This is a genomic window from Streptococcus sanguinis, from assembly GCF_900635155.1.
GTDB classification, from domain to species: Bacteria; Bacillota; Bacilli; order Lactobacillales; family Streptococcaceae; genus Streptococcus; species Streptococcus sanguinis_G.
This window is the reverse complement of record NZ_LR134002.1, coordinates 1,852,566-1,872,436: the sequence shown is the minus strand read 5'-3', so window position 1 is coordinate 1,872,436 and position 19,871 is coordinate 1,852,566. Positions and strand designations below refer to the sequence as shown.

Sequence of the window (19,871 nt, the reverse complement as noted above, 5' to 3'; positions counted from 1 at the left end):
ATGCACCTATTATATGTGGGTTTGACCCATCGGGAAACGCCGCTGACAATTTTGGAAAAAACGCACTTTTCAGATCAGGATAAGCTGAAAGCTCTAAAGCTCCTGAAAAGAGAAAAAAGTATCTTGGAAAATATCATCCTGTCCACCTGCAATCGGACCGAGCTCTATCTGGTGGTGGACCAGCTGCACACTGGCCGCTACTATTCCAAGCATTTTTTGGCGGACTGGTTTCAAATTCCTGTTAAGGAGCTGGAAGAGTATTTAGTCTTTCGTGAGGGGGATGAGGCCTTGCGGCATCTGCTGCGGGTCTCTATCGGATTGGAATCCAAGATTGTCGGTGAAAGTCAGGTCTTGGGCCAGCTCAAGCAGGCTTTCTTGACAGCGCAAGATGCTGGTACGACTGGAATTGTTCTCAATCAGGCTTTCAAGCAGGCGCTGACCTTTGCTAAGCGCATGCATGATTCTTATCGGATTAATGATCGGCCCATTTCCATCGGACTGACGGCTATTCAAGAATTGGACCGACTGGGGCTGGATTACATCACTAAAAAGGTAGCTGTTATTGGTTTGGGAGAGATTGGTCAGCTAGTGACTAAGTATGCCTTACAGCGCCCATTCAAATCCATCATGCTGCTCAATCGGACGGTTAGCAAGGCCCAAGCATTTCTGACAGAAGACAGGGTATCTGCCCATGGATGGGATGAGCTAGCAGCAGTGCTGGCGGATGCGGATGTGGTCTTTTCAGCGGTTAAAACGGAAGAATACATTATCTTTCCCTCCATGCTTAAGGCGGATGCGGTCGTGTTTGACCTCTGTCTGCCTCGTTCCTGCCATCCGAGCTCGTCTCTGAAGCTCTATAATATCGAAAATCTAACCAATCAACTGGAGCAATATAAGGCAGAACGGCAGGAGATTGCCGGTCGAATTGCTTTGGAGATTGATGAGGAGCTGGTCAAGTTTGCTGACTGGCGTCAGCAGCTGGGTATTATTCCTCTGATTCAGGAAATCAGGGATAAGGCTTTGGAAGCTCAAGCTTCGGCCATGGAAAGCCTTAATCGTAAGATTCCGGATTTGACCGAGCGTGAGCAGAAGCAGATTTCCAAGCACATGAAGAGTATTATCAACCAAGTCTTGAAGGAGCCAATCTTGCAGCTCAAAGAGCTGTCAGTCGGAGAGCATTCAGACTATGACATTGCCTTGATTGCCAAGATATTTGGCTTGCACAGAGAAAGGGGAAAAGATGAAGGTCATTAAGGTAGGAACCCGCAAGAGTAAGCTGGCCATGACCCAGACCCAACAGTTAGTGGACCAGATCAAGGCGCTCCATCCAGAGCGGGACTTTGTCCTTGTTCCCTATACTACAAAGGGAGATCGTTTGACCCATGTCAGCCTCCAGGAAATTGGCGGCAAGGGAGTCTTTGTCAAGGAAATCGAGCGGGCTCTCTTGGCTGGTGAGATTGATATGGCGGTCCACAGTCTCAAGGACATGCCGGCTAAACTAGCTGAGGGTTGTGCGCTCGGTGCGATTAGTCAGCGAGAAGATGTCCGGGATTGCTTGATTTTCCGTCAAGCTGGCCAGACGCTGGCGGACCTGCCTGAGGGTGCTCTGATAGGAACCAGCAGCATTCGCCGACAAGTTCAGTTGCAGGCTCAGAGACCGGATTTGGCTTTTAAGCCACTGCGAGGCAATATTGATACACGCATCAAGAAGCTGGAAGAAGGTGAATACGATGCGATTGTCTTGGCTATGGCTGGACTTAAACGTTTGGGCTGGCTGGACCAAAGCCGTCTTCACCTTCAGCCTTTAGAAACCAGTCTTTGCCTGCCAGCTATCTCTCAGGGCGCTTTGGCAGTGGAATGCCGGGAAGAGGATGAGGAACTGCGGAGTCTCTTGGCGGCTGTTCAGGATGAGAAGACAGCTGCTGAAGTGGCAGTTGAGCGGGCAGTTTTGGCTCAGATGAATGCAGATTGCACCTTCCCTATCGCTGCTTTGGCCCAGAAAAACGGTCAGGACTATCAGCTAGAGGCCATGCTGGCCAAGGAGGACGGCCAATGTGTCTTTGTCAGCCTGCAGGGGCAGGATGGCCAGCAATTGGCAGAGCAGGCTGTGCGCCAGTTAGCCGATAAGGGAGCAGTAGGAATGCCATGGTTAAAAAAATAATCTTTACCAGAGAGCAGGCGCCAGACTCTACTTGGCTAGAAAAGATCAGACGGGCTGGGTTTGAGACGCATCATGTCCCTCTCATTCGCTGTCAGTCTTTACCTTTGCCTGAAGCTGTCCAAGCAATTCTGTCAGAAGCCGACTGGGTCTTTTTTACCAGTGCTGTCGCAGTGGAGGCTTTCAGTCCCTATTTGAAAGCTGACTACCAGATTGCGACCATTGGGCCGCAGACCAGTCAGGCGCTGAACAAGCTAGGCCGAGTCTGTGATTTTCAGGCCAGCAGCCACTATGGTCTTGACTTTATTCAGGAGTGGCTGGATTTAGCTCTGCCGACGCAGAAGATTTTGCTGCCCCAGAGCAGCCTGTCCAATCCCAGTCTGGCCGAGAAATTAAAAGAAGCAGGTCATGAGGTCTGGGCTTGGCCTATGTACGAAACGACCTCAAATCCTGCTGGTCAAGACCAGCTCGAGACCTATCTGTCCCAGAAGGATGTGATTTGGACCTTTGCCAGTCCGTCGGCTTGGCAGAGTTTTTGTGCTATTAAGCCCCATCTAGCGACCAGCCATCAGATTGCAGTCATTGGCCAGACAACGGCTCAGGCAGTCAAGGAGTCCGGCTATGGGGTAGACTACCAGCCCCAGAGTCCTTCTCTTGAAGAAATGGTCAAGGAAATAATCAAGAAAGAAGAGAAGAAGCATGGAATTTTATAGACATCGCAGACTGAGGAGAAGCAGCGGTCTGCGGCAGTTGGTTCGAGAAACCAAGCTGTCTGTGGATGACTTTATCCAGCCCTTATTTATCAAGGAAGGTCTAACTGAAAAGCAAGAGGTAGCTTCTATGCCGGGAGTTTATCAGTTCTCACTCGAGGATTTGCTGCCAGAAGTTCAGGAATGTGTAGACTTGGGCATTCGGGCTTTTATCGTCTTTGGCATTCCATCAGAAAAGGACGAAATAGGCAGTCAGGCTTCAGCTGAAAATGGAATTGTCCAAGAAGCTATCCGTCTGATCAAGAAACATTTCTCTGAGACGGTCGTCATTGCAGACACCTGTCTCTGTGAGTTTACCAGTCACGGCCATTGCGGCATTTTGCGAGGGGAGGAAGTGGACAATGATCTGTCTCTGACTAGACTGACAGAAGTTGCTGTCAGCCAAGCCAGGGCTGGAGCAGATGTCATTGCGCCTTCCAATGCCATGGACGGTTTTGTGGCGGCTATTCGTCAGGGGCTTGATGCGGCGGGCTTTGAAGAGATTCCCATCATGTCCTATGCGATTAAGTTTGCCTCTAGCTTTTATGGACCTTTCCGAGATGCAGGTGAGAGTGCTCCGGCCTTTGGCAACCGCAAGGCCTATCAGATGGATCCGGCCAATCGCTTGGAGGCTTTGAGAGAAGCCAAGAGCGATGAGGAGCAGGGAGCAGACTTTCTCATGGTTAAGCCGGCTCTGGCCTTTCTGGATATCCTCAGAGAGCTGCGCCAGGAAACCCGGCTGCCTTTGGTGACCTATAATGTCAGTGGAGAATACGCCATGGTCAAGGCAGCAGCTCAGCAGGGCTGGATCAATGAAAAAGCTATTGTTATGGAAACTTTGACCAGTATGAAGCGGGCTGGTGCAGACTTGATTATCACTTATTTTGCCAAGGATGCGGCCGGCTATCTGAAAGAAGGATAGAGACTGTGGAAAATCAGCAGTTTTCTAGATAAGGAGGACGAACTTGAAGAGAGAACATTCCAACCAATATTTCACAGAGGCTCAACAGCTCTTTCCAGGCGGGGTCAATAGTCCTGTCCGAGCTTTTAAGGCTGTGGGCGGTCATCCGCTTTTTATCGAAAAAGCCAGCGGAGCCTATCTGCATGATGTCGATGGCAACCGCTATATTGATTACGTCCTGTCTTGGGGGCCTATGATTTTGGGGCATGCTCCTAAGGATGTGTTACCAGCAGTTGAGGAAGCTATTTGGGAGGGGACCAGTTTTGGTGCTCCGAGTCCCAGAGAGATTGCCCTCGGCCAGCTGGTGCAGGAGCGTCTGCCTTTCATGGAAAGAATGCGGATGGTCAATTCGGGAACGGAAGCGACCATGAGTGCCATTCGGGTAGCGCGTGGAGTGACCAAGCGATCTAAAATTGTCAAATTTATCGGCTGCTATCACGGCCACAGCGATTCCTTTTTAGTTCAGGCTGGTTCAGGCTTAGCTAGCTTTGGGATTGCCGATTCTGCCGGAGTCATTGCTCAGGTAGCTGGGGAAACTCTGGCCTTGCCATACAATGATATATATGCTCTCAAGGCTTGCTTTGAAAAGCATGGAGATGACATCGCCTGTGTCATTTTAGAAGCCGTTGCTGGCAATATGGGCTTGATTCCAGCGGATGCGGACTTTATCAGTACTATTCGCTCCCTCACTCGGGAATACGGCTCTCTATTCATCGTAGACGAGGTCATGAGTGGTTTCCGAGCTCATTATCAGGGGGCAGTTGGCCTCTACCAAACGGAGCCGGATTTGGTCTGCTTGGGCAAGGTCATCGGTGGCGGCTTCCCAGTCGCAGCCTTTGGCGGCAAGGCCGTTTATATGGATCAGGTAGCTCCCCTAGGCAGCATCTATCAGGCTGGTACCCTGTCGGGTAATCCAGTCGCCATGACGGCCGGTTACGAAACCCTGAAACAGTTGACACCTGAGCTCTTTGCTGAGATTGAAGAAAAAACGAGCTACCTCTGTGATGGCTTACGAAGTCTAGCCGATAAGTACAGCATTAATCTGCAAGTCGTGTCCAAGGGAACCATGTTTGGCTTCTTCTTCAGTCAGAAGCCGGTTCGTAACTTTGAGGATTCTAAGGCGGCTGACCATGCTCAGTTTGCAAGACTGCACGGTCTCTTGCTGGAAGAGGGCATTTATCTGGCGCCATCTCAGTATGAAACCAATTTTATGTCCAGTGCCCATACTAGAGCGGACCTAGACCAGACCTTGGCGGCCTTTGAGCGGGCATTTCAAGCAATGAAAGAAGAAGCAAATGGCTAAGATTGTGTTAGTGACAGGCGGTGCCAGAAGTGGCAAGTCGGCATTTGCGGAGGAGCGCCTGGCGGATCGAGAGCAGGTCTGCTACATTGCGACTGGCCTGCCCCGAGGAGATGATCCAGAATGGCAGGAGCGGATTCGGCTGCACCAAGAACGCCGGCCGGCTTCCTGGACGACTCAGGAGCAGTATGCAGGGCTGGCAGACTGGCTGCGAGAGCAGTCGCATCCAGTTTACCTGCTGGATTGTGCCACTCTCCTGACCAGCAATCGCCTCTTTGATTTGATTGCCCAGCATTTTCCAGACAAGCTGGAGCTGACGGAGGAACACTTTCTCAGTCAGCAGGAGCAGTCTTTCCTGCTGCAGCTCTTGGAAGAAGAATGGCAAGAACTCTTGTCTACAATCCGTCAGACAAATGCTGAGTGCTGGATTGTAACGGACGAGGTTGGTCTGGGCATTGTCCCTGAGACCAGACTCGGACGCTTTTTCCGTGATGTGCAGGGCAAGATCAACCAACTGATTGCAAAGGAGGCGAGTGAGGCTTATCTCGTTATCTGCGGCCTCGCTCAGCAGTTGAAATGATAAAGGCGTTGATTATCTATACCCAATTTTTTAGCCGGATTGTGATTCCAAAGGCAGTGGATATCTCCTACTTGCGACGGGGACTTCCTTTTCTGACTCTCTTTGGCCTCTTGCTGGGTTTGATTTCAGGAGGATTTTATTTCCTGACGAGTCTAGTTCTGCCAGGGATGGTCGCTTGGGTTCTGACCCTTGCTTTCGATGTTTTGCTGACAGGTGGTTTTCACTTAGACGCCCTAGCGGATACGGCAGACGGGCTCTTCTCCTCTCGTAAGAAGGAGCGGATGCTAGAGATTATGAAGGACAGTCGCATTGGCAGCAATGGCGTACTGGCACTCATTCTCTACTATGCTCTGATGCTGGTTCTCTACCCTTATCTGCCAGAGCCTCGCTGGTTTATCGTGGCTAGTCTGACCATGATTGGCAAGGCTGGTCTGAGTCTACAGCTCTACCGGATGGCCTACGCCAGAGAAGGCGGTGGCTCGGGGAATTTCTTCAGTGGCAGCAAGACTAGTCATATCCTGCTTGCCCAGCTTTTGCCTTTGCTCCTGTCTCTGCTGGTTTTCAGCTGGAGAGGCCTTCTGGCCTACAGCTTGGTAGTTCTGGGAGCAATCGGCTATCGTCGGTTCGTTTATAATAAAATTGACGGCCACACAGGCGATACGCTGGGAGCCTATGTCGAAATTGCCCAGCTCCTCTATCTCTTAGGATTGGTGGTGCTATGATGAAAAGATGGTATCTGATGCGGCATGGTCAGACAGACTACAACCGCAGGCGCTGTTTCTACGGCAGCCATGATGTCTCTATCAACGAGCAAGGCCAAAAAGATGCCAAGCAGCTGGCGCTGCTGATGCAGGAGCACCCAGTTGATGTGATTTACACCAGTTGTCTCAAGCGGACGCAGGAAACAGCCCAGCTGGCTTTTCCAGACAGGCAAGTTCAGGCCATAGCTGATTTTGACGAGCGTGGCTTTGGACAATGGGAAGGATTGACAGCTGATCAGATTGAAGCGGCTTTTCCAGAAGTCTGGCAGGCTTGGCTGGAAGCCCCCTTTGAGGTCACGCCTCCTGAGGCAGAAGTTTTCGCCGACTTTCAGACCCGAGTCTGGAGTGCAACGGACTGCTTGCTGGAGAGCGGGGGCGAGTCAGTGGCTCTAGTCGCTCATTTGGGAGTGTTGCGCTTGATTTACCAACATTTGGTTGACCCAGAGGCTGTTTTTTGGAACATTGATGTCCCCCAAGAACAAGTGCTGCTCTTGGAAGAGCGGGACCGGACTTGGCAGGCGACTTTACTCTAAGGATTTATTATTTAAAAACAAACAACAGGATTTGTCTTGGGAAAGAGGTGACCAGATGAATACACAGATTCAGGATAAATTTACTTTTAAAAATGGTCAGACCATGCGCAATCGCGTTGTCTTGGCGCCTATGACCATCTGCGCTAGTGAGCCCGGTGGCTATGTATCTCAGGCAGATATTGACTTTTTTGCCCGCCGCTCTAGGTCGGTTGGCATGGTCATTACTGGCAGTACCTATGTCCATCCTCTGGGCAAATCCTTTGCGGAGAGCTTCAGCGGCGCCGAGGACGATAAGATTGAGGGGCTTAGCCGTCTGGCCAAGGCCATCAAGGACCAAGGGGCTCTGGCTATTGTGCAGCTCTATCATGGTGGTCGTATGGTTCTGCCTGATTTGATTGACGGTCAGCCAGTAGCACCCAGCGCTGTCAAGGCTCCGCGCGATTATTTGGCAGAGCCAAGGGCGCTCAAGAACGCTGAAGTGGAGCAGGTCATAGAGGACTTTCTGTCAGCTATCAGACGGGCGATTCAGGCTGGATTTGATGGAGTCGAGCTTCATGGCGCCAATACCTACCTGATCCAGCAGTTTGTCTCTCCTCATTCAAATGTCCGTCAGGACAAGTGGGGCGGCAGCCTTAACAACCGCCTACGCTTTCCAAAGACCTTGCTGAAAAGAGCCAAGCAACTAGTCAAAGAAGAGGCCGACCGCCCCTTCCTGATTGGCTATCGCTTTTCTCCAGAAGAACTTGAGGAGCCAGGTATCCAGCTTTATGATACCCTGCAGTTACTGGAGCAGCTTATCTATCATCAAGTAGACTATCTGCATATTTCGACCTCTGATGTCTGGCGCACGTCCATCAGAGATTCTCAGGACTCGGAGCCAGTGATTCAGAAAATTATCAGAAAAATTAATGATAGAGTGCCCCTGATTGGTGTCGGTCAGATAGAGACCAAGCAGGATGCCCAGCGAGTATTGGATGCGGGGATTCCGCTCTTTGCCCTCGGCAAGGCCCTGCTCCTAGACCCAGATTGGACAGAAAAGGTTGTCTCTGGCCGGGAGGCAGAAGTCATCCGAGCTTATCGTGATGAGCTGCAGGCTGACTTGGCTCTACCAACTGCCTTTGTCGAAGATGCTCGAAGCTATCTGGAAGGAAAAGATTAAGACATACCAAGCCAGAAGGAGGACAAATAATGAGCAATCATTTGTTTTTCACTCGTTTGCTCTCTCATCTTCAGGACATAGAACCACCTTAGACAGAGAGCGAAGCGTATTTAGATTTGACTAGGACAGATCGTCTTAAAGTAGTTTACAAAATAGAAAAGGAAGTTGAATATTTTATGAAACATTTTAAAAAAATTATGGTTTTAGCCTTGGCAGGCCTAGCCCTGGCCTCCTGTGTAAACCCTAGCAAAACCAGCGAACCTGCTGGTGATAGTGGCAGTAAGACTGTAACCATTGGTTATACGCAATTTCCAGCAAATGTAGATCCAGCAGCGGAATACAATGGCTGGTTCACGGTCCGTTACGGAGTGGGAGAAACCCTCTTTAAGATGGACGACAAACTTGAAGTAAAACCTTGGCTGGCTGAGAAAATCGAAGCAGTCTCAGACCTAGAGTGGAAAATTACCCTCAAGGATAAGGTGACTTTCCAAAATGGTGAAAAAATGACCGGTGAAAAGGTCAAAGCTTCTCTGGAACGCTTGATTAAGACCAGCGAACGGGCAGCATCAGATATGGGCATTGACAGTATCTCTGCGGAGGGTCAAACCGTGACCATCAAGACAAAGGCTGTGCAACCTATCATGGCGAATCTCTTGGCAGAGCCATACTCCGCCATTGTCGATACGACTGGCAAGAGTGCATCTGACAAGGCTCCTGTCGGAACTGGCCCTTACATGGTGACCAAGTACACTCCTGAGAGCGGAGCAGAGCTCAAGGCTTATGATGACTACTGGGATGGCAAGCCAAAAGTTGCTAATCTGAAGATCAAATACTTCTCTGATCCGACGGCCATTTCCGCAGCTCTCAAGTCTAAGGAAGTCGATGCCGTCTATGGTCTGCCTTATGCAAATCTAAGTACCTATGCTTCCGATAAGAACTACAAAATCTCTGAGGTAGAAGGTTCCCGCTACCTAGCTTATTACTATAACTTTGAAAATCCTTACGTAGCAGATGACAAGTTCCGTCAGGCTTTAGATACCTTGGTAGACAAGAAGACCTACTCTGAATCCCTCTTTAAAGGCTCAGCTGTGCCTGCTGTTGGACCTTTCCCTACTGGCTTCGCCTTTGCCTTGCAAAAGAGCGTTCATGAATTTAACGTAGACAAGGCTAAGAAACTCTTGGATGAAGCTGGCTACAAGGATACTGACGGCGATGGCTACCGTGAAAAAGACGGTCAAAAAGTCAGCATTGAGCTGCTGTCCTTTACTCGTCTGCCTGAAATGCCGCTGGCTGTAGAAGCAAGCCAGCAACAGCTCAAGGAAGTCGGAATCGAAGCGACTATTAAGAAAGTTGAAGTCAGTGCCGTTGCCAGTGAAAAGGACTATGCCTTCACACCTTACGCGGTGGTAGCAGCTCCTATCGGTGATCCATATGCCTTCTTCAACAGTGCCGTTAAGACCAATGGTACAGCCAATATCGGTCACTACAGCAACCCAGAAGCAGACAAGAAAATCGAAGAGTTAGCGACTGAAACTGATCCAGCTAAGCGCAATCAGCTCAGCAAGGAAATCCAAGAAATCATGGATAAGGACTACGGCTTTACCATCATCGGCTTCTTCAAGGTCGCTCTGGTAATGGACAAGTCCGTCTCTGGTTTGGAATCCCATCCAACAGACTACTATCACGTCAGCAACAAACTTTCAAAGGAATAAAACATGCTGGAAATGAAAGATCTGCTGGTGCAGTCAGCAGATAAAGTCATTCTCGATCGGGTCTCCCTCTCTCTTGCTGAGGGGGAGTCCCTTTCGATTGTGGGCGAGAGTGGCAGTGGCAAGTCCACCCTGCTCAAGATGCTGCTGGGTCTCCCTCTTAGGGGGCTGACAGTAACAGAGGGCAGTATTACCTTTGAGGGGCAGGAAATTCAGCCCCAGGACCACCGCATTTATCTGCCTTTTGTAGGCCGAGAAGTGGCCTGGATTAGCCAGCATGCCAGTCTCAGCTTTAATAACCGCCGTAAGATCAAAAAGCATTATCAGGACTTGGTGAAAAATCAGGGCAAGCAAGCAGCAAATTTCCGCCCCTTGGAAGAATGCCTAGAGATGGTGGGGTTGCTGCCTGAAAAAGTCGTCAATAAGTATCCTTTCGAGCTCAGCGGTGGTATGATGCAGCTAGTCGGTGTAGCGCTGGCTCTAGCCAGCAGGCCCAAACTGCTGCTGGCTGATGAGCCGACTAGCGCTCTGGATGTCCTGTCGAAAATGAAGCTGCTTGATCTCTTGAGCAAGCTTCATCAGGAGGAAAACATGGCCATTCTTTTTGTCACACATGATATCAGTGTAGCTGAGCATCTGGCGCAAAAAGTAGTTGTCATGAAAGAAGGGCAGATTGTCGAAAGCGGTCCAGCCCATCAAGTTCTTCGCTATCCTGAGCAGGCTTATACCCAGAAATTGCTGAAGGCAGTGCCTAAATTGGCGGAGTTTAGAGAAGGGGGGCGGCTATGAATCAAGTATTAGTTGGTCAGCAGCTGACTTACGAGTATGATCAGATAGGCGAGCGGAGAATCGGTGTCTTTGATATTGATATTAGCTTGGGAAAGGGACAGGCTTTGGGTCTGGTCGGTGAATCAGGCTCTGGAAAAAGTACTATTGCCAAACTCATTTGCCGCTTTTTAAAGCCAGACCAAGGGGAGCTGACTCTACTGGGCCAGCCAGTCTCTGCCTACAAGGATAGGGACTACTATGCTCGGGTCCAGTATATTGCCCAGCAGCCCCAGTCGACCTTTCATCCCAAGCGCAGCATTCAGCAGAGCCTAGAAGAGGTCTGTCGAAACTTCTCTCTCTATCAGCAGCAGTCAGATAGAAAGCAGGCCATCCATGACTTGCTGAGATCGGTTGGTCTGACACCTGAGCTTGCCCAACGGCTTCCGCATCAACTGAGCGGAGGAGAATGCCAGCGGGCAGCCATTGCCCGTGCCCTGCTGATTAATCCAGATGTGCTCATCTGTGATGAAATCACTAGTGCCTTGGATGTGACCGTTCAGTATGAAGTCATGCAGCTGCTGGCAGATATCAAGGAACGCTCGCAGACCTCCTTTCTCTTCATCTCACATGACATCGCTCTGGTCAGCAATTTTGCGGAAGATTTGATTGTCCTCAAGGACGGAATCGTGCAAGAAAAGGGCAGCATGCGAGAGGTCGTCTCTGCTCCCAAGAGTGACTATACCAAGCTCTTGCTCAGTCAGTACAGGGAGGATAAAGATGAGGATTAAGCAACAACTAGACTCTATGGCGCCATGCAGCAGCTATCAAGGCAGTCTGCCCATCACAGATGAGCTGGCTATCCAGTACACCCTGCTCAAAGGACAAGCCTCCCAGCCCTTGCTGACCATCAGTGCGGCGGTCCATGGCTGCGAGTATGTCGGAGTAAAGGCGCTGATGGACTTGGCGCATGAGTGGGACTTTAACTTTCAGGGCTCTGTCCTCCTCCTGCATGCAGTCAATGTCAGTGGCTTTTGGGCTCGGGAAACGACGCTTGTACCTGAGGACGGCCTCAATCTGAACAGGATTTTTCAGAATCAAGAGCCAGTTTCCAGCCTCAGCTATCAGATTCGGTCTGTGATTGAGAGTCAGGTCTTTAGCGTCAGTGATTTCTTGATTGACCTGCATAGCGGTAATCGAGAAGAGCTGCTGACACCGCATGGCTATTACTCACTGCGGGCGAATCCAGAGGTGGTTGAAAAGTCTTATCAGATGCTGCAGGCTTCTGGGACACCGATAATCTACCAATCTCAGGACCGTGGCAACCTCTACCACGCTGCCTCGGTGGACTATGGTTTGCCTAGCATCCTGCTGGAGCAGGGAGAAAATGGCACCTGTCTGCCAGAGGATGTGCTGGCCATGAAGCAGTCAGTCAAGCAAGTCGCCCGCTATCTTTTTGAAGGGGTTATGCCCTATTATAAGCAGGCGCCACTGATCTTTGATGACAGCTACTATCTGACCTGTCAGAGGTCGGGCTGCTGGATGTGCTTTGTTCGGCCCAATTAAACAGTACAGGCTGGTCAGGTCATCGGTGAAATCTGTGATATTTATGGCAATATTTTAGAAAAGGTGATTGCCAAGGAAGACGGTCTGGTCCTCTACCAGAAAGCGACCTTGGTCGTCCACCAAGGCGAAGTGCTGTTGGCTGTAGCTAGCAAGAAGCCTGGAAGCTACCAGACATCTGAAAGGGAGGCGCATGATTAAATTTATTATCAAAACAATTCTGCAATTCGTCCTTATCCTGCTCTGCGTCAGCTTTATCTCCTTTTTACTGGTTTATCTAGCACCGGGAGATCCGGCTGAGAGCATCCTCAACGCTCAGGGCATTCCTTTTACCAAGGAACTGCTGGAAATCAAGCGGGCAGAGATGGGACTGAATGGCAGCTTTATGGAGCAATATCTGGCCTGGCTGGGCAGGATTGTCCATGGTGACTTTGGTGTGACCTATAATTCTGGAGCTTCGGTCTGGGAGCAGCTGGTTTTCTATTTTCCCAATACAGTCTACCTAGCTTTTTATACCCTGTTAGCGACTCTGGGGATTTCCCTGCCGACAGCTCTCTACACATCCTACCATGCTGGAAAGCCTATCGACCGCTTCCTGATGGCAGGTCTGGCCTTCCTGAATGCCATTCCTAGCTTTGTTATGGGAATTATCCTGATTCTGATCTTTTCCGTTCAGCTTCACTGGCTTCCCATTCAGGCAACGGCCAATGAGCTGGGCCTAGTCCTGCCAGTCATGACACTGGCCATGATCATGTCTACTCGCTATATCCCGCAGCTGCGGACCGCTTTGATAGAAATACTGCATTCACCAGAAGTCGAAGGTGCGCGAGGTCGGGGGATTCGAGAGGGACATATCCTGCTGCATGATGTGATTTACAATGTTCTGCCCTTTCTTCTGACCTTGGTCAGCCTTTCTCTGGGCTCGCTCCTAGGAGGGGTGGCTATTATCGAGCACCTCTTTTCCTGGCCGGGCATCGGTAAGATGCTGATAGGAGTCGTCGCCAAGCGGGATTATCCCCTTGTTCAGGGGGCGGTCCTCTTTATCACAGCGGGAGTCTTGACTGTAAATCTAGTCTTTCAGCTGCTCATGGTTTGGCTCAATCCTCGCGTCCGACTGGCTCAGGAAAATCCCAAACTGCTGCCGCGCATGAAGAGACTAAAAACAAGCAAGGAGGGCTCGTATGGATAAAAAAATCAATCGAAAACTCCTGATTTTGGGCGGCCTTATCATCCTAGCCCTAGTCCTATCCTCCTTGGCTCCTCGTCTCTTGGGTGACAGTTTGACCAAGGTCAATCTGGGACAAGCCTTGCAAGGACCGAGCAGCAGTGAGTGGTTCGGAACAGACGCTCTAGGCCGGTCTGTCTTTGCGCGTGCAGTGAGCGGGGGTGCGGAAACAGTTCTGCCGGCCCTGATGATTCTGATGTTGATTGCGGCAGTGGGTTCCTTTATCGGGGTGACCAGTGCCTTCATCGGCGGGAAATTCGACCAGCTCATCTTGCTGGTTATCACGGCTTTTCAGTCTTTCCCATCTATCATTTTGGTCATTGCTATCGTTAGTATATTGGGCATCGGTCTCCAGCAAACCCTCATCGCTATCTGCCTGACGGCCTGGACCAAGTATGCCTACCTGATGCGCTCCATGACTCTGCAGCTGAAAAATGAACCCTATATCCAGTCCTCTAAAATGTATGGCAATAGTTTTTGGACAACTCTGAAAAACTATTATTTCCCTAGTCTTTTTCCTCAGATTCTGACGACCATGAGCTTTGACATCAGCACCATTATCATGGAAATCGCGGGTCTCAGCTTTGTCGGACTGGGCGCTCAGGCGCCCTCGCCTGAGTGGGGAGCCATGATTAATGACGGCCGGATTTATATCCAGGAAGCCCCTTGGATTGTGGTCTTCCCGTGTATCTTGCTGATTTTGACTATTCTCCTCTTCACCAAGTTCGGAGATGCGCTCAACAGCAAGTACAATCGCATGAGTTAATCATCAAAAATCACCAGCTAAACTGCATCTCCTATCTCTTGGGACTGCAAACAAAAAATATGAATACAAGAAAGTGATTCAATAAAAATGAGAAAAAAATTATTTTTATTAGTTGTCCTCTTGCTGCCTTTATTCTTGGTAGCCTGCCAGCAAAACTCAAACTCTTCCCAACAGGTCAATGAGAAAGACAAACTCACCATGGTCTGGGGCGAAGACTTTGGGGATGTCAATCCTCACCGCTACAATCCAGACCAATTTGTCATTCAGGATATGGTCTATGAAGGCCTAGTCCGCTATGGTGACAATGGTAAAATCGAGCCAGCCTTGGCAGAAAGCTGGGATATTAGTGAAGATGGTAAAACCTATACCTTCAAGCTGAGAAAGGCAAAATTCTCAGACGACTCTGATTTTAATGCAGAGAATGTCAAACGCAATTTCGATACCGTCTTTTCAGAAGAAAATAAGAAAAACCACACTTGGTTTGACTTCACCAACCAGCTGGAAAGCTACCGAGTTGTCGATGAGCATACCTTTGAGATTAAGCTCAAACAAGCCTACAGTGCGACTCTCTATGATTTATCAATGATTCGTCCGATCCGTTTCGTAGCTGACGCTGCCTTCCCTGACGGAGACGACACGACTAAGGATAATCTCAAAAAGCCAATCGGAACCGGTCAATGGGTTGTCAAAGACAAGAAGGCAAATGAGTACATCACCTTTGCCCGTAATGAAAATTACTGGGGTGAAAAGCCTAAACTCAAAGAAGTAACGGTCAAGATTATCCCAGATCCACAAACCCGTGCTCTTGAGTTTGAGTCTGGAAATGTAGACTTGATCTATGGAAATGGCGTTATCGGTCTGGATAACTTTGCTAAGTATGCCAAGGATGACAAGTATACGACAGACGTATCTCAGCCAATGTCCAGCCGCCTCATGCTCTTGAATGCCAAGCAAGAAATCTTCAAAGATAAGGCTGTTCGTCAGGCGATGAACCATGCGGTTGATAAAAAGTCTATCGCGAAAGACATTTTCCGCGGAACAGAAACACCAGCTGATACTATCTTCTCTAAGTCTACACCGCACTCTGATGCCAATATCACTCCGTATGAGTATGATATCGAGCTGGCTGAAAAGATGCTGGATCAAGCAGGCTGGAAGAAAGGATCTGACGGTATCCGCGAAAAAGATGGCAAGAAATTAAGTCTAAATGTTCCTTATATCTCGTCTAAGGCGACAGACAAGGACTTGGTTGAGTACTTCCAAGGCGAATGGAAGAAAATCGGAATTGATGTTCAGCTCAAAGCTATGGAAGAAGATGACTACTGGGAAAATATTAAGACTGGCGACTTTGATTTGATGCTGACCTTCTCTTGGGGAGCACCTTGGGACCCACACGCTTGGATGACTGCCTTGACTTCACCAGCAGATCATGGCCACCCAGAAAATGTTTCCCTAGAAGCTCTGCCATCTAAGTCAGAAATGAATAGCATTATCAAGGCGACTCTGGTTGAGCCAGACGAAGCAAAAGTTGATGAAGGTTATAAGAAAGTTCTCACTATGCTCCATGATGAAGCTATCTATATTCCAATCACTTACCAATCCGTTGTCTCTGTCTATCGCAAGGGAGAACTCGATGGCATGCGCTTTGCTCCAGAAGAAAATGCTTTCCCACTGCGCTATATTGAGAAAAAATAAAAACTGGCTTCATAACTGCAAATTTGCATATAAAGGGAGTAGTGCTGCCAAGGTTAAAAACTTAGCAGCCGCCCCTTTTCTTTTAAGAAATATGAAAAAAGATTTATTTAAAACAATAGTTTCTCTCTTTGCTGCCCTCTTGATGATTTCAGTATTGACCTTTCTCTTGGCCAAGCTGTCCTCGGCGGATCAAGCAGAAAACTATTTAAGAATATCTAAGATTCAAGTGACTCCTCAATCCTTGGAAAAAGCCAGAGAATATCTGGGACTCAATCAACCTTGGCCCCAGCAGTATCTAGGCTGGCTGACTAAGGCTCTTCGTGGGGATTTTGGGACATCTTATCTATTAAAGGTTCCTGTCCTGCCCCTGGTGTTGGAGCGTTTCCAGTCCACCCTTTCTCTGGGCTTGACTTCCTTTGCCCTCATTTTGCTTACGTCTATTCCTTTGGGAATTTTTAGTGCAGTCTACAAGGGTTCTCTCTTTGATAAGGTCAATCGCTTTCTATCCTTTTCCAGCGTTTCCATGCCCAGCTTTTGGCTAGGTTACATGCTGATTGTGGTTTTTGCTGTTCAGCTCAGATGGCTGCCAGTTTCGGGCAAGCAGGATTTTAGCAGCTTGATTCTTCCCAGTCTGACCCTTAGTATGTCATTGATTGGCCAATATACCGCCTTGATCCGTAAGGCCGTGATAGAACAGATGAAGAGTGTCCATGTTGAAAATGCCCTCCTGCGCGGAGTCAGCAAGTTCTTCCTGGTCAAGAATCATCTCTTGAGAAATTCCCTGCCAGCCATTGCGACAGGCCTGAGCCTGACCTTGGTCTATCTTCTGACAGGCTCCTTGATTGTCGAAGAAGTCTTCTCTTGGAATGGTGTCGGCTCTCTCTTTGTGGATGCTTTGCAGGCTGTGGATCTACCCATCATCCAGTGCTGTATGCTTTTATTTGGCCTATTATTCTTGGAAAATAACATTCTAACCCAGCAGCTGCCGCTCTGGATAGACCCTAGAGTCAGAAAAAGGAGGAGCAATGTCTAAACGATTTATTTTTTCAAGTGTCATTTTGCTGGTCCTCTTTATCTGCGCTCTCTTTGCTCCCTATCTATCCTCCTTTGACCCCCAGCATGTAGAGATTTCCAATAAACTGATGCCGCCTGATGCTGTTCATCTATTGGGAACTGATCAGCTGGGCAGAGATGTCTTGTCTCGTCTGTTGCACGGGGCTCGTTATTCTCTCTTTTTATCCTTGACTATTAGCCTGCTGGAAGTGGTCATCGGTGTCACAGTCGGCTTGCTGATTGGATGGTACCAGGGAAAGGCTGAAGCGACTTTCTTATGGTTTGCAAATGTTATTTCTGCATTTCCAAGCTTCCTGCTCTCGCTAGCTACCGTTGGGATACTAGGGCAGGGAATGACCAATATGATTTTAGCCATTGTCATCATAGAGTGGGTTTACTACGCTCGGGTGACGGCCAATCTGGTCAAGAGTGCCAAGGAGGAAGCCTATGTCATTTCTGCCCAGACCATGGGACTCTCCCAGTTCCATATCCTCAAAACCCATATCCTGCCCTTCATCTACAAGCCTATTTTGATTATTGTGCTGATGAATATTGGGAATATCATTCTCATGATTTCTGGTTTTTCCTTCTTGGGAATCGGTGTACAACCCAACATTACCGAGTGGGGCATGATGCTGCATGACGCTAGAAGCCATTTTCAAACGGCAACTTGGATGATGCTGGCGCCCGGCCTGGCTATCTTTCTGACGGTGGTTGCCTTTAATCTTTTTGCCGAATGCTTTGAAGAGAAAGGCTGGAAACAGATATGGAAAAAATAGCAGTAAAGAAACTGACAGCCCAGATTGAGCAAAAGACCATTCTGCAGGACATCAGCTTTGAAGTGGAGGCAGGGCAGTCGCTGCTCATTATCGGGGAGAGTGGTTCTGGTAAAACTCTCTTAACCAAGATATTGATTGGTCAGCTGCCTCCATCCTTGAGTATGCAAGGAGAAGTCCACTATGGTTCCATGGCTTTGGAGCGAAATTCTCTCAAAGCTTGGCAGAAGCTGCGAGGCAGTAAAGTAGCCTATATGACTCAAAATCCGATGGCTATGTTCAATCCCTTTCAGACCATTCAAAGCCATTTTTGGGAAACCCTGCGCAGTCATAGCAAGATTTCAAAAGAGGCCTGTATAGATAAGGCAATAGCTTCCATGAAAGAGGTGCGACTGGGAGAGCCGGAAGAACTGTTGAAGAAATATCCTTTTGAGCTCAGTGGCGGTATGCTGCAGCGGGTCATGTTGGCTATCTTGCTCTGCCTAGAGCCGGAGACCATCATTTTGGATGAGCCTACTTCGGCGCTGGATATCCACAATCGCGAGCAGATTATCCTCATCTTAAAGGAGCAGCTGGCTAAGGGAAAGACCCTCATCACAGTGACCCATGATTATCATTTGGCGCGAGAGCTAGGAGGCAAGATGCTTGTCATGTATCAGGGCGCTATCATGGAGGAAGGGCCAGTGGCCAAGCTCCTTGAGAGTCCTTCGCAGACCTATAGTCAAGACCTTATCTTAGGAAATCCATACGAACGGTTGGTGAGACAAGATGCTGGAATGTAGACATGTTTTTAAAAAATTCAATGGGAAAATGGTTGTCAAAGACTGTGATTTTACAGTTCAGAAGGGTGAAATTATCGGCCTGATGGGCGAGAGCGGCAGTGGCAAGAGCACGCTAGCTAAATTACTGATTGGCCTAGAAAAACCTAGCCAGGGTGAGATCCTGCTGGATGGCCAGCCCTACTCAGTCAAAAAGTCTGGCGTGAGAATTCTGCTGGTTTTTCAGGACTCGCTTCACTCAGTCAATCCGAACTTTACAGTCGAGCAGGTCTTGACAGAAGCGCTGCCAAAAGATGTCGCAAGGGAAGAGATAGAAGCTATTTTAGAAGACGTCGGTCTAGATAAAAGCTATCTGAGTCAGCCGGCGCGCCAGCTCAGCGGTGGCCAGCTTCAACGGATTTGCATCGCCCGTGGCCTGCTCTTAAAGCCAGATATTCTTATCTTTGATGAGGCTCTGAGCGGCCTGGATCCCATTGTTCAGGGAAGGTTGTTACGCCTCCTATATGATTTGTGGGAGAAATACCAGCTGACCTATCTTTTCATCTCGCATGACTTCAAGCTGAGCTACGCTCTCTGCCATCGGATTTTGGTCATGGCAGACGGGGAAATCGTTGACGAGATAAAGGACTTTGAGCTTCCTATCCAGGCTCATCACCCTGTGACAAAAAAATTGATAGGGGATAAGGGACATTTCAGTTGATCATGCCCCAGCCAGCTAATCTATTTTAGAATTAAAAATAAAGGAACATATATGAAACGTACTTTTGAAACGAGAAAACTTTACTTCGGCTTTCCAGTCTTCTTTTTAGGCTATAAGGACGATGTGCACGGCTATAATATTTCGACTTCAAGCTCGGTTTATTCCTTGGGAAGTATGATGGTTATTGCCATGCGTACCAAGGGGAATGCCATTACAGAGATTACCAAGCACCAGCAATTCACAGTCAATGTCCCTGAGAAGGATTTGACTAAAGAGTCTGAAATTGCTGGTTTCAACAGCCGCAAGGACAAGTTTGCCCTGACCGGTCTTAGCTACACAATTGGCGAGACGGTGGATGCTCCGCTGGTAGACCAATGCCCTGTATCCATTGAGTGTCAGGTGCTGGATATGGTCGAATGCGGTGCATTGACCAATGTCATCGCCCGTGTCACTCGGCGCGTGGTGGATGAGGATTTGATTGATGAGAATGACGCTTTCCGCAGTGACCGCTTTTCTCCTATCAGCTACATGGGAGATGGCGATGGACGCCTTTACCGCTATTTCAGCGACGAGTCAGTCAAGATGGGCTCCATTATCAAAGAAATCCGCAAACAAGAAGAAAAATAAAGAAACCGCTGA

The 19,871-nt window shown here is 48.9% G+C and carries 20 protein-coding genes and 1 pseudogene; all 21 read left to right on the top strand.

The window, feature by feature from the left end; all coding sequences use genetic code 11:
- The 21 genes and pseudogenes from hemA to ELZ47_RS09250 all read left to right on the top strand — a co-directional run bounded on the left by hemA (window position 1) and on the right by ELZ47_RS09250 (window position 19,859).
- Entirely contained in the window at window positions 1–1,254 is a 1,254-nt protein-coding gene (hemA, locus tag ELZ47_RS09350; RefSeq protein ID WP_126435883.1) for a glutamyl-tRNA reductase, read from the top strand.
- Window positions 1,241–2,161 carry a hydroxymethylbilane synthase gene (gene hemC / locus ELZ47_RS09345; protein ID WP_126435882.1) on the top strand — a complete coding sequence of 307 codons (921 nt, stop codon included), beginning with the start codon at window positions 1,241–1,243 and terminating at the stop codon, window positions 2,159–2,161. The genes hemA and hemC overlap by 14 nt, the downstream gene beginning before the upstream one ends.
- Window positions 2,146–2,871 carry a uroporphyrinogen-III synthase gene (locus ELZ47_RS09340; RefSeq protein ID WP_126435881.1) on the top strand — a complete coding sequence of 242 codons (726 nt, stop codon included), beginning with the start codon at window positions 2,146–2,148 and terminating at the stop codon, window positions 2,869–2,871. Before hemC ends, ELZ47_RS09340 begins: the two co-directional genes overlap by 16 nt.
- Window positions 2,858–3,829, top strand: coding sequence for a porphobilinogen synthase (hemB, locus tag ELZ47_RS09335; protein WP_126435880.1), 972 nt, complete (start codon window positions 2,858–2,860; stop codon window positions 3,827–3,829). Before ELZ47_RS09340 ends, hemB begins: the two co-directional genes overlap by 14 nt.
- A 43-nt stretch (window positions 3,830–3,872) precedes the next feature.
- Window positions 3,873–5,171 (top strand): glutamate-1-semialdehyde 2,1-aminomutase, encoded by a 1,299-nt coding sequence (hemL, locus tag ELZ47_RS09330; RefSeq protein WP_126435879.1) that lies wholly within the window; start codon window positions 3,873–3,875, stop codon window positions 5,169–5,171.
- Window positions 5,164–5,748 carry a bifunctional adenosylcobinamide kinase/adenosylcobinamide-phosphate guanylyltransferase gene (gene cobU / locus ELZ47_RS09325; protein ID WP_126435878.1) on the top strand — a complete coding sequence of 195 codons (585 nt, stop codon included), beginning with the start codon at window positions 5,164–5,166 and terminating at the stop codon, window positions 5,746–5,748. Before hemL ends, cobU begins: the two co-directional genes overlap by 8 nt.
- Window positions 5,745–6,470 carry an adenosylcobinamide-GDP ribazoletransferase gene (cobS, locus tag ELZ47_RS09320; protein ID WP_126435877.1) on the top strand — a complete coding sequence of 242 codons (726 nt, stop codon included), beginning with the start codon at window positions 5,745–5,747 and terminating at the stop codon, window positions 6,468–6,470. The genes cobU and cobS overlap by 4 nt, the downstream gene beginning before the upstream one ends.
- A complete protein-coding gene (locus ELZ47_RS09315) occupies window positions 6,470–7,042 on the top strand; it encodes a histidine phosphatase family protein (RefSeq protein WP_126436117.1) in 573 nt (190 codons plus the stop codon). Before cobS ends, ELZ47_RS09315 begins: the two co-directional genes overlap by 1 nt.
- A 55-nt stretch (window positions 7,043–7,097) precedes the next feature.
- Complete coding sequence (locus ELZ47_RS09310; RefSeq protein ID WP_126435876.1) at window positions 7,098–8,201, top strand: NADH-dependent flavin oxidoreductase; 1,104 nt, start codon at window positions 7,098–7,100, stop codon at window positions 8,199–8,201.
- 116 nt (window positions 8,202–8,317) lie between these two features.
- Complete coding sequence (locus tag ELZ47_RS09305; RefSeq protein ID WP_197715322.1) at window positions 8,318–9,913, top strand: ABC transporter substrate-binding protein; 1,596 nt, start codon at window positions 8,318–8,320, stop codon at window positions 9,911–9,913.
- A 3-nt stretch (window positions 9,914–9,916) separates the two neighbouring features.
- On the top strand, window positions 9,917–10,699 hold the full coding sequence (locus tag ELZ47_RS09300) for an ABC transporter ATP-binding protein (RefSeq protein WP_126435874.1): 783 nt from the start codon (window positions 9,917–9,919) through the stop codon (window positions 10,697–10,699).
- Window positions 10,696–11,466, top strand: a complete 771-nt coding sequence (locus ELZ47_RS09295) for an ABC transporter ATP-binding protein (RefSeq protein WP_126435873.1) — start codon at window positions 10,696–10,698, stop codon at window positions 11,464–11,466. The genes ELZ47_RS09300 and ELZ47_RS09295 overlap by 4 nt, the downstream gene beginning before the upstream one ends.
- Window positions 11,456–12,439, top strand: a pseudogene (locus ELZ47_RS09290) (M14 family metallopeptidase). The gene ELZ47_RS09295 and the pseudogene ELZ47_RS09290 overlap by 11 nt, the downstream one beginning before the upstream one ends.
- Window positions 12,432–13,427: an ABC transporter permease gene (locus ELZ47_RS09285; protein WP_126435872.1), complete on the top strand. Its 996-nt coding sequence runs from the start codon at window positions 12,432–12,434 to the stop codon at window positions 13,425–13,427. The pseudogene ELZ47_RS09290 and the gene ELZ47_RS09285 overlap by 8 nt, the downstream one beginning before the upstream one ends.
- A complete protein-coding gene (locus tag ELZ47_RS09280) occupies window positions 13,420–14,229 on the top strand; it encodes an ABC transporter permease (RefSeq protein ID WP_125331222.1) in 810 nt (269 codons plus the stop codon). Before ELZ47_RS09285 ends, ELZ47_RS09280 begins: the two co-directional genes overlap by 8 nt.
- An 87-nt stretch (window positions 14,230–14,316) precedes the next feature.
- Window positions 14,317–15,924 (top strand): nickel ABC transporter substrate-binding protein, encoded by a 1,608-nt coding sequence (gene nikA / locus ELZ47_RS09275; protein WP_125331221.1) that lies wholly within the window; start codon window positions 14,317–14,319, stop codon window positions 15,922–15,924.
- Between the two features lie 91 nt (window positions 15,925–16,015).
- Window positions 16,016–16,957: an ABC transporter permease gene (locus ELZ47_RS09270; protein WP_126435871.1), complete on the top strand. Its 942-nt coding sequence runs from the start codon at window positions 16,016–16,018 to the stop codon at window positions 16,955–16,957.
- The gene (locus ELZ47_RS09265; protein ID WP_126435870.1) at window positions 16,950–17,756 is read left to right on the top strand and encodes an ABC transporter permease; all 807 of its coding nucleotides are present in this window, start codon (window positions 16,950–16,952) and stop codon (window positions 17,754–17,756) included. Before ELZ47_RS09270 ends, ELZ47_RS09265 begins: the two co-directional genes overlap by 8 nt.
- A complete protein-coding gene (locus tag ELZ47_RS09260) occupies window positions 17,744–18,535 on the top strand; it encodes an ABC transporter ATP-binding protein (RefSeq protein WP_126435869.1) in 792 nt (263 codons plus the stop codon). The genes ELZ47_RS09265 and ELZ47_RS09260 overlap by 13 nt, the downstream gene beginning before the upstream one ends.
- Window positions 18,522–19,232, top strand: coding sequence for an ABC transporter ATP-binding protein (locus tag ELZ47_RS09255; protein WP_126435868.1), 711 nt, complete (start codon window positions 18,522–18,524; stop codon window positions 19,230–19,232). Before ELZ47_RS09260 ends, ELZ47_RS09255 begins: the two co-directional genes overlap by 14 nt.
- 51 nt (window positions 19,233–19,283) lie before the next feature.
- Window positions 19,284–19,859, top strand: a complete 576-nt coding sequence (locus tag ELZ47_RS09250) for a flavin reductase family protein (protein ID WP_002901082.1) — start codon at window positions 19,284–19,286, stop codon at window positions 19,857–19,859.
- Window positions 19,860–19,871: the final 12 nt, after the last annotated feature.

What these genes read in the sequence shown, in the direction of transcription:
- ELZ47_RS09310 (WP_126435876.1), top strand. Translation starts at nt 7,098, where the DNA reads ATGAATACACAGATTCAGGATAAATTTACTTTTAAAAATGGTCAGACC.
- ELZ47_RS09285 (WP_126435872.1), top strand. Translation starts at nt 12,432, where the DNA reads ATGATTAAATTTATTATCAAAACAATTCTGCAATTCGTCCTTATCCTG.
- nikA (WP_125331221.1), top strand. Translation starts at nt 14,317, where the DNA reads ATGAGAAAAAAATTATTTTTATTAGTTGTCCTCTTGCTGCCTTTATTC.
- hemB (WP_126435880.1), top strand. Translation starts at nt 2,858, where the DNA reads ATGGAATTTTATAGACATCGCAGACTGAGGAGAAGCAGCGGTCTGCGG.
- hemC (WP_126435882.1), top strand. Translation starts at nt 1,241, where the DNA reads ATGAAGGTCATTAAGGTAGGAACCCGCAAGAGTAAGCTGGCCATGACC.
- hemA (WP_126435883.1), top strand. Translation starts at nt 1, where the DNA reads ATGCACCTATTATATGTGGGTTTGACCCATCGGGAAACGCCGCTGACA.
- ELZ47_RS09255 (WP_126435868.1), top strand. Translation starts at nt 18,522, where the DNA reads ATGCTGGAATGTAGACATGTTTTTAAAAAATTCAATGGGAAAATGGTT.
- ELZ47_RS09270 (WP_126435871.1), top strand. Translation starts at nt 16,016, where the DNA reads ATGAAAAAAGATTTATTTAAAACAATAGTTTCTCTCTTTGCTGCCCTC.
- ELZ47_RS09295 (WP_126435873.1), top strand. Translation starts at nt 10,696, where the DNA reads ATGAATCAAGTATTAGTTGGTCAGCAGCTGACTTACGAGTATGATCAG.
- ELZ47_RS09340 (WP_126435881.1), top strand. Translation starts at nt 2,146, where the DNA reads ATGGTTAAAAAAATAATCTTTACCAGAGAGCAGGCGCCAGACTCTACT.
- ELZ47_RS09300 (WP_126435874.1), top strand. Translation starts at nt 9,917, where the DNA reads ATGCTGGAAATGAAAGATCTGCTGGTGCAGTCAGCAGATAAAGTCATT.
- ELZ47_RS09250 (WP_002901082.1), top strand. Translation starts at nt 19,284, where the DNA reads ATGAAACGTACTTTTGAAACGAGAAAACTTTACTTCGGCTTTCCAGTC.
- ELZ47_RS09280 (WP_125331222.1), top strand. Translation starts at nt 13,420, where the DNA reads ATGGATAAAAAAATCAATCGAAAACTCCTGATTTTGGGCGGCCTTATC.
- ELZ47_RS09265 (WP_126435870.1), top strand. Translation starts at nt 16,950, where the DNA reads ATGTCTAAACGATTTATTTTTTCAAGTGTCATTTTGCTGGTCCTCTTT.
- cobU (WP_126435878.1), top strand. Translation starts at nt 5,164, where the DNA reads ATGGCTAAGATTGTGTTAGTGACAGGCGGTGCCAGAAGTGGCAAGTCG.
- cobS (WP_126435877.1), top strand. Translation starts at nt 5,745, where the DNA reads ATGATAAAGGCGTTGATTATCTATACCCAATTTTTTAGCCGGATTGTG.
- ELZ47_RS09315 (WP_126436117.1), top strand. Translation starts at nt 6,470, where the DNA reads ATGAAAAGATGGTATCTGATGCGGCATGGTCAGACAGACTACAACCGC.
- ELZ47_RS09260 (WP_126435869.1), top strand. Translation starts at nt 17,744, where the DNA reads ATGGAAAAAATAGCAGTAAAGAAACTGACAGCCCAGATTGAGCAAAAG.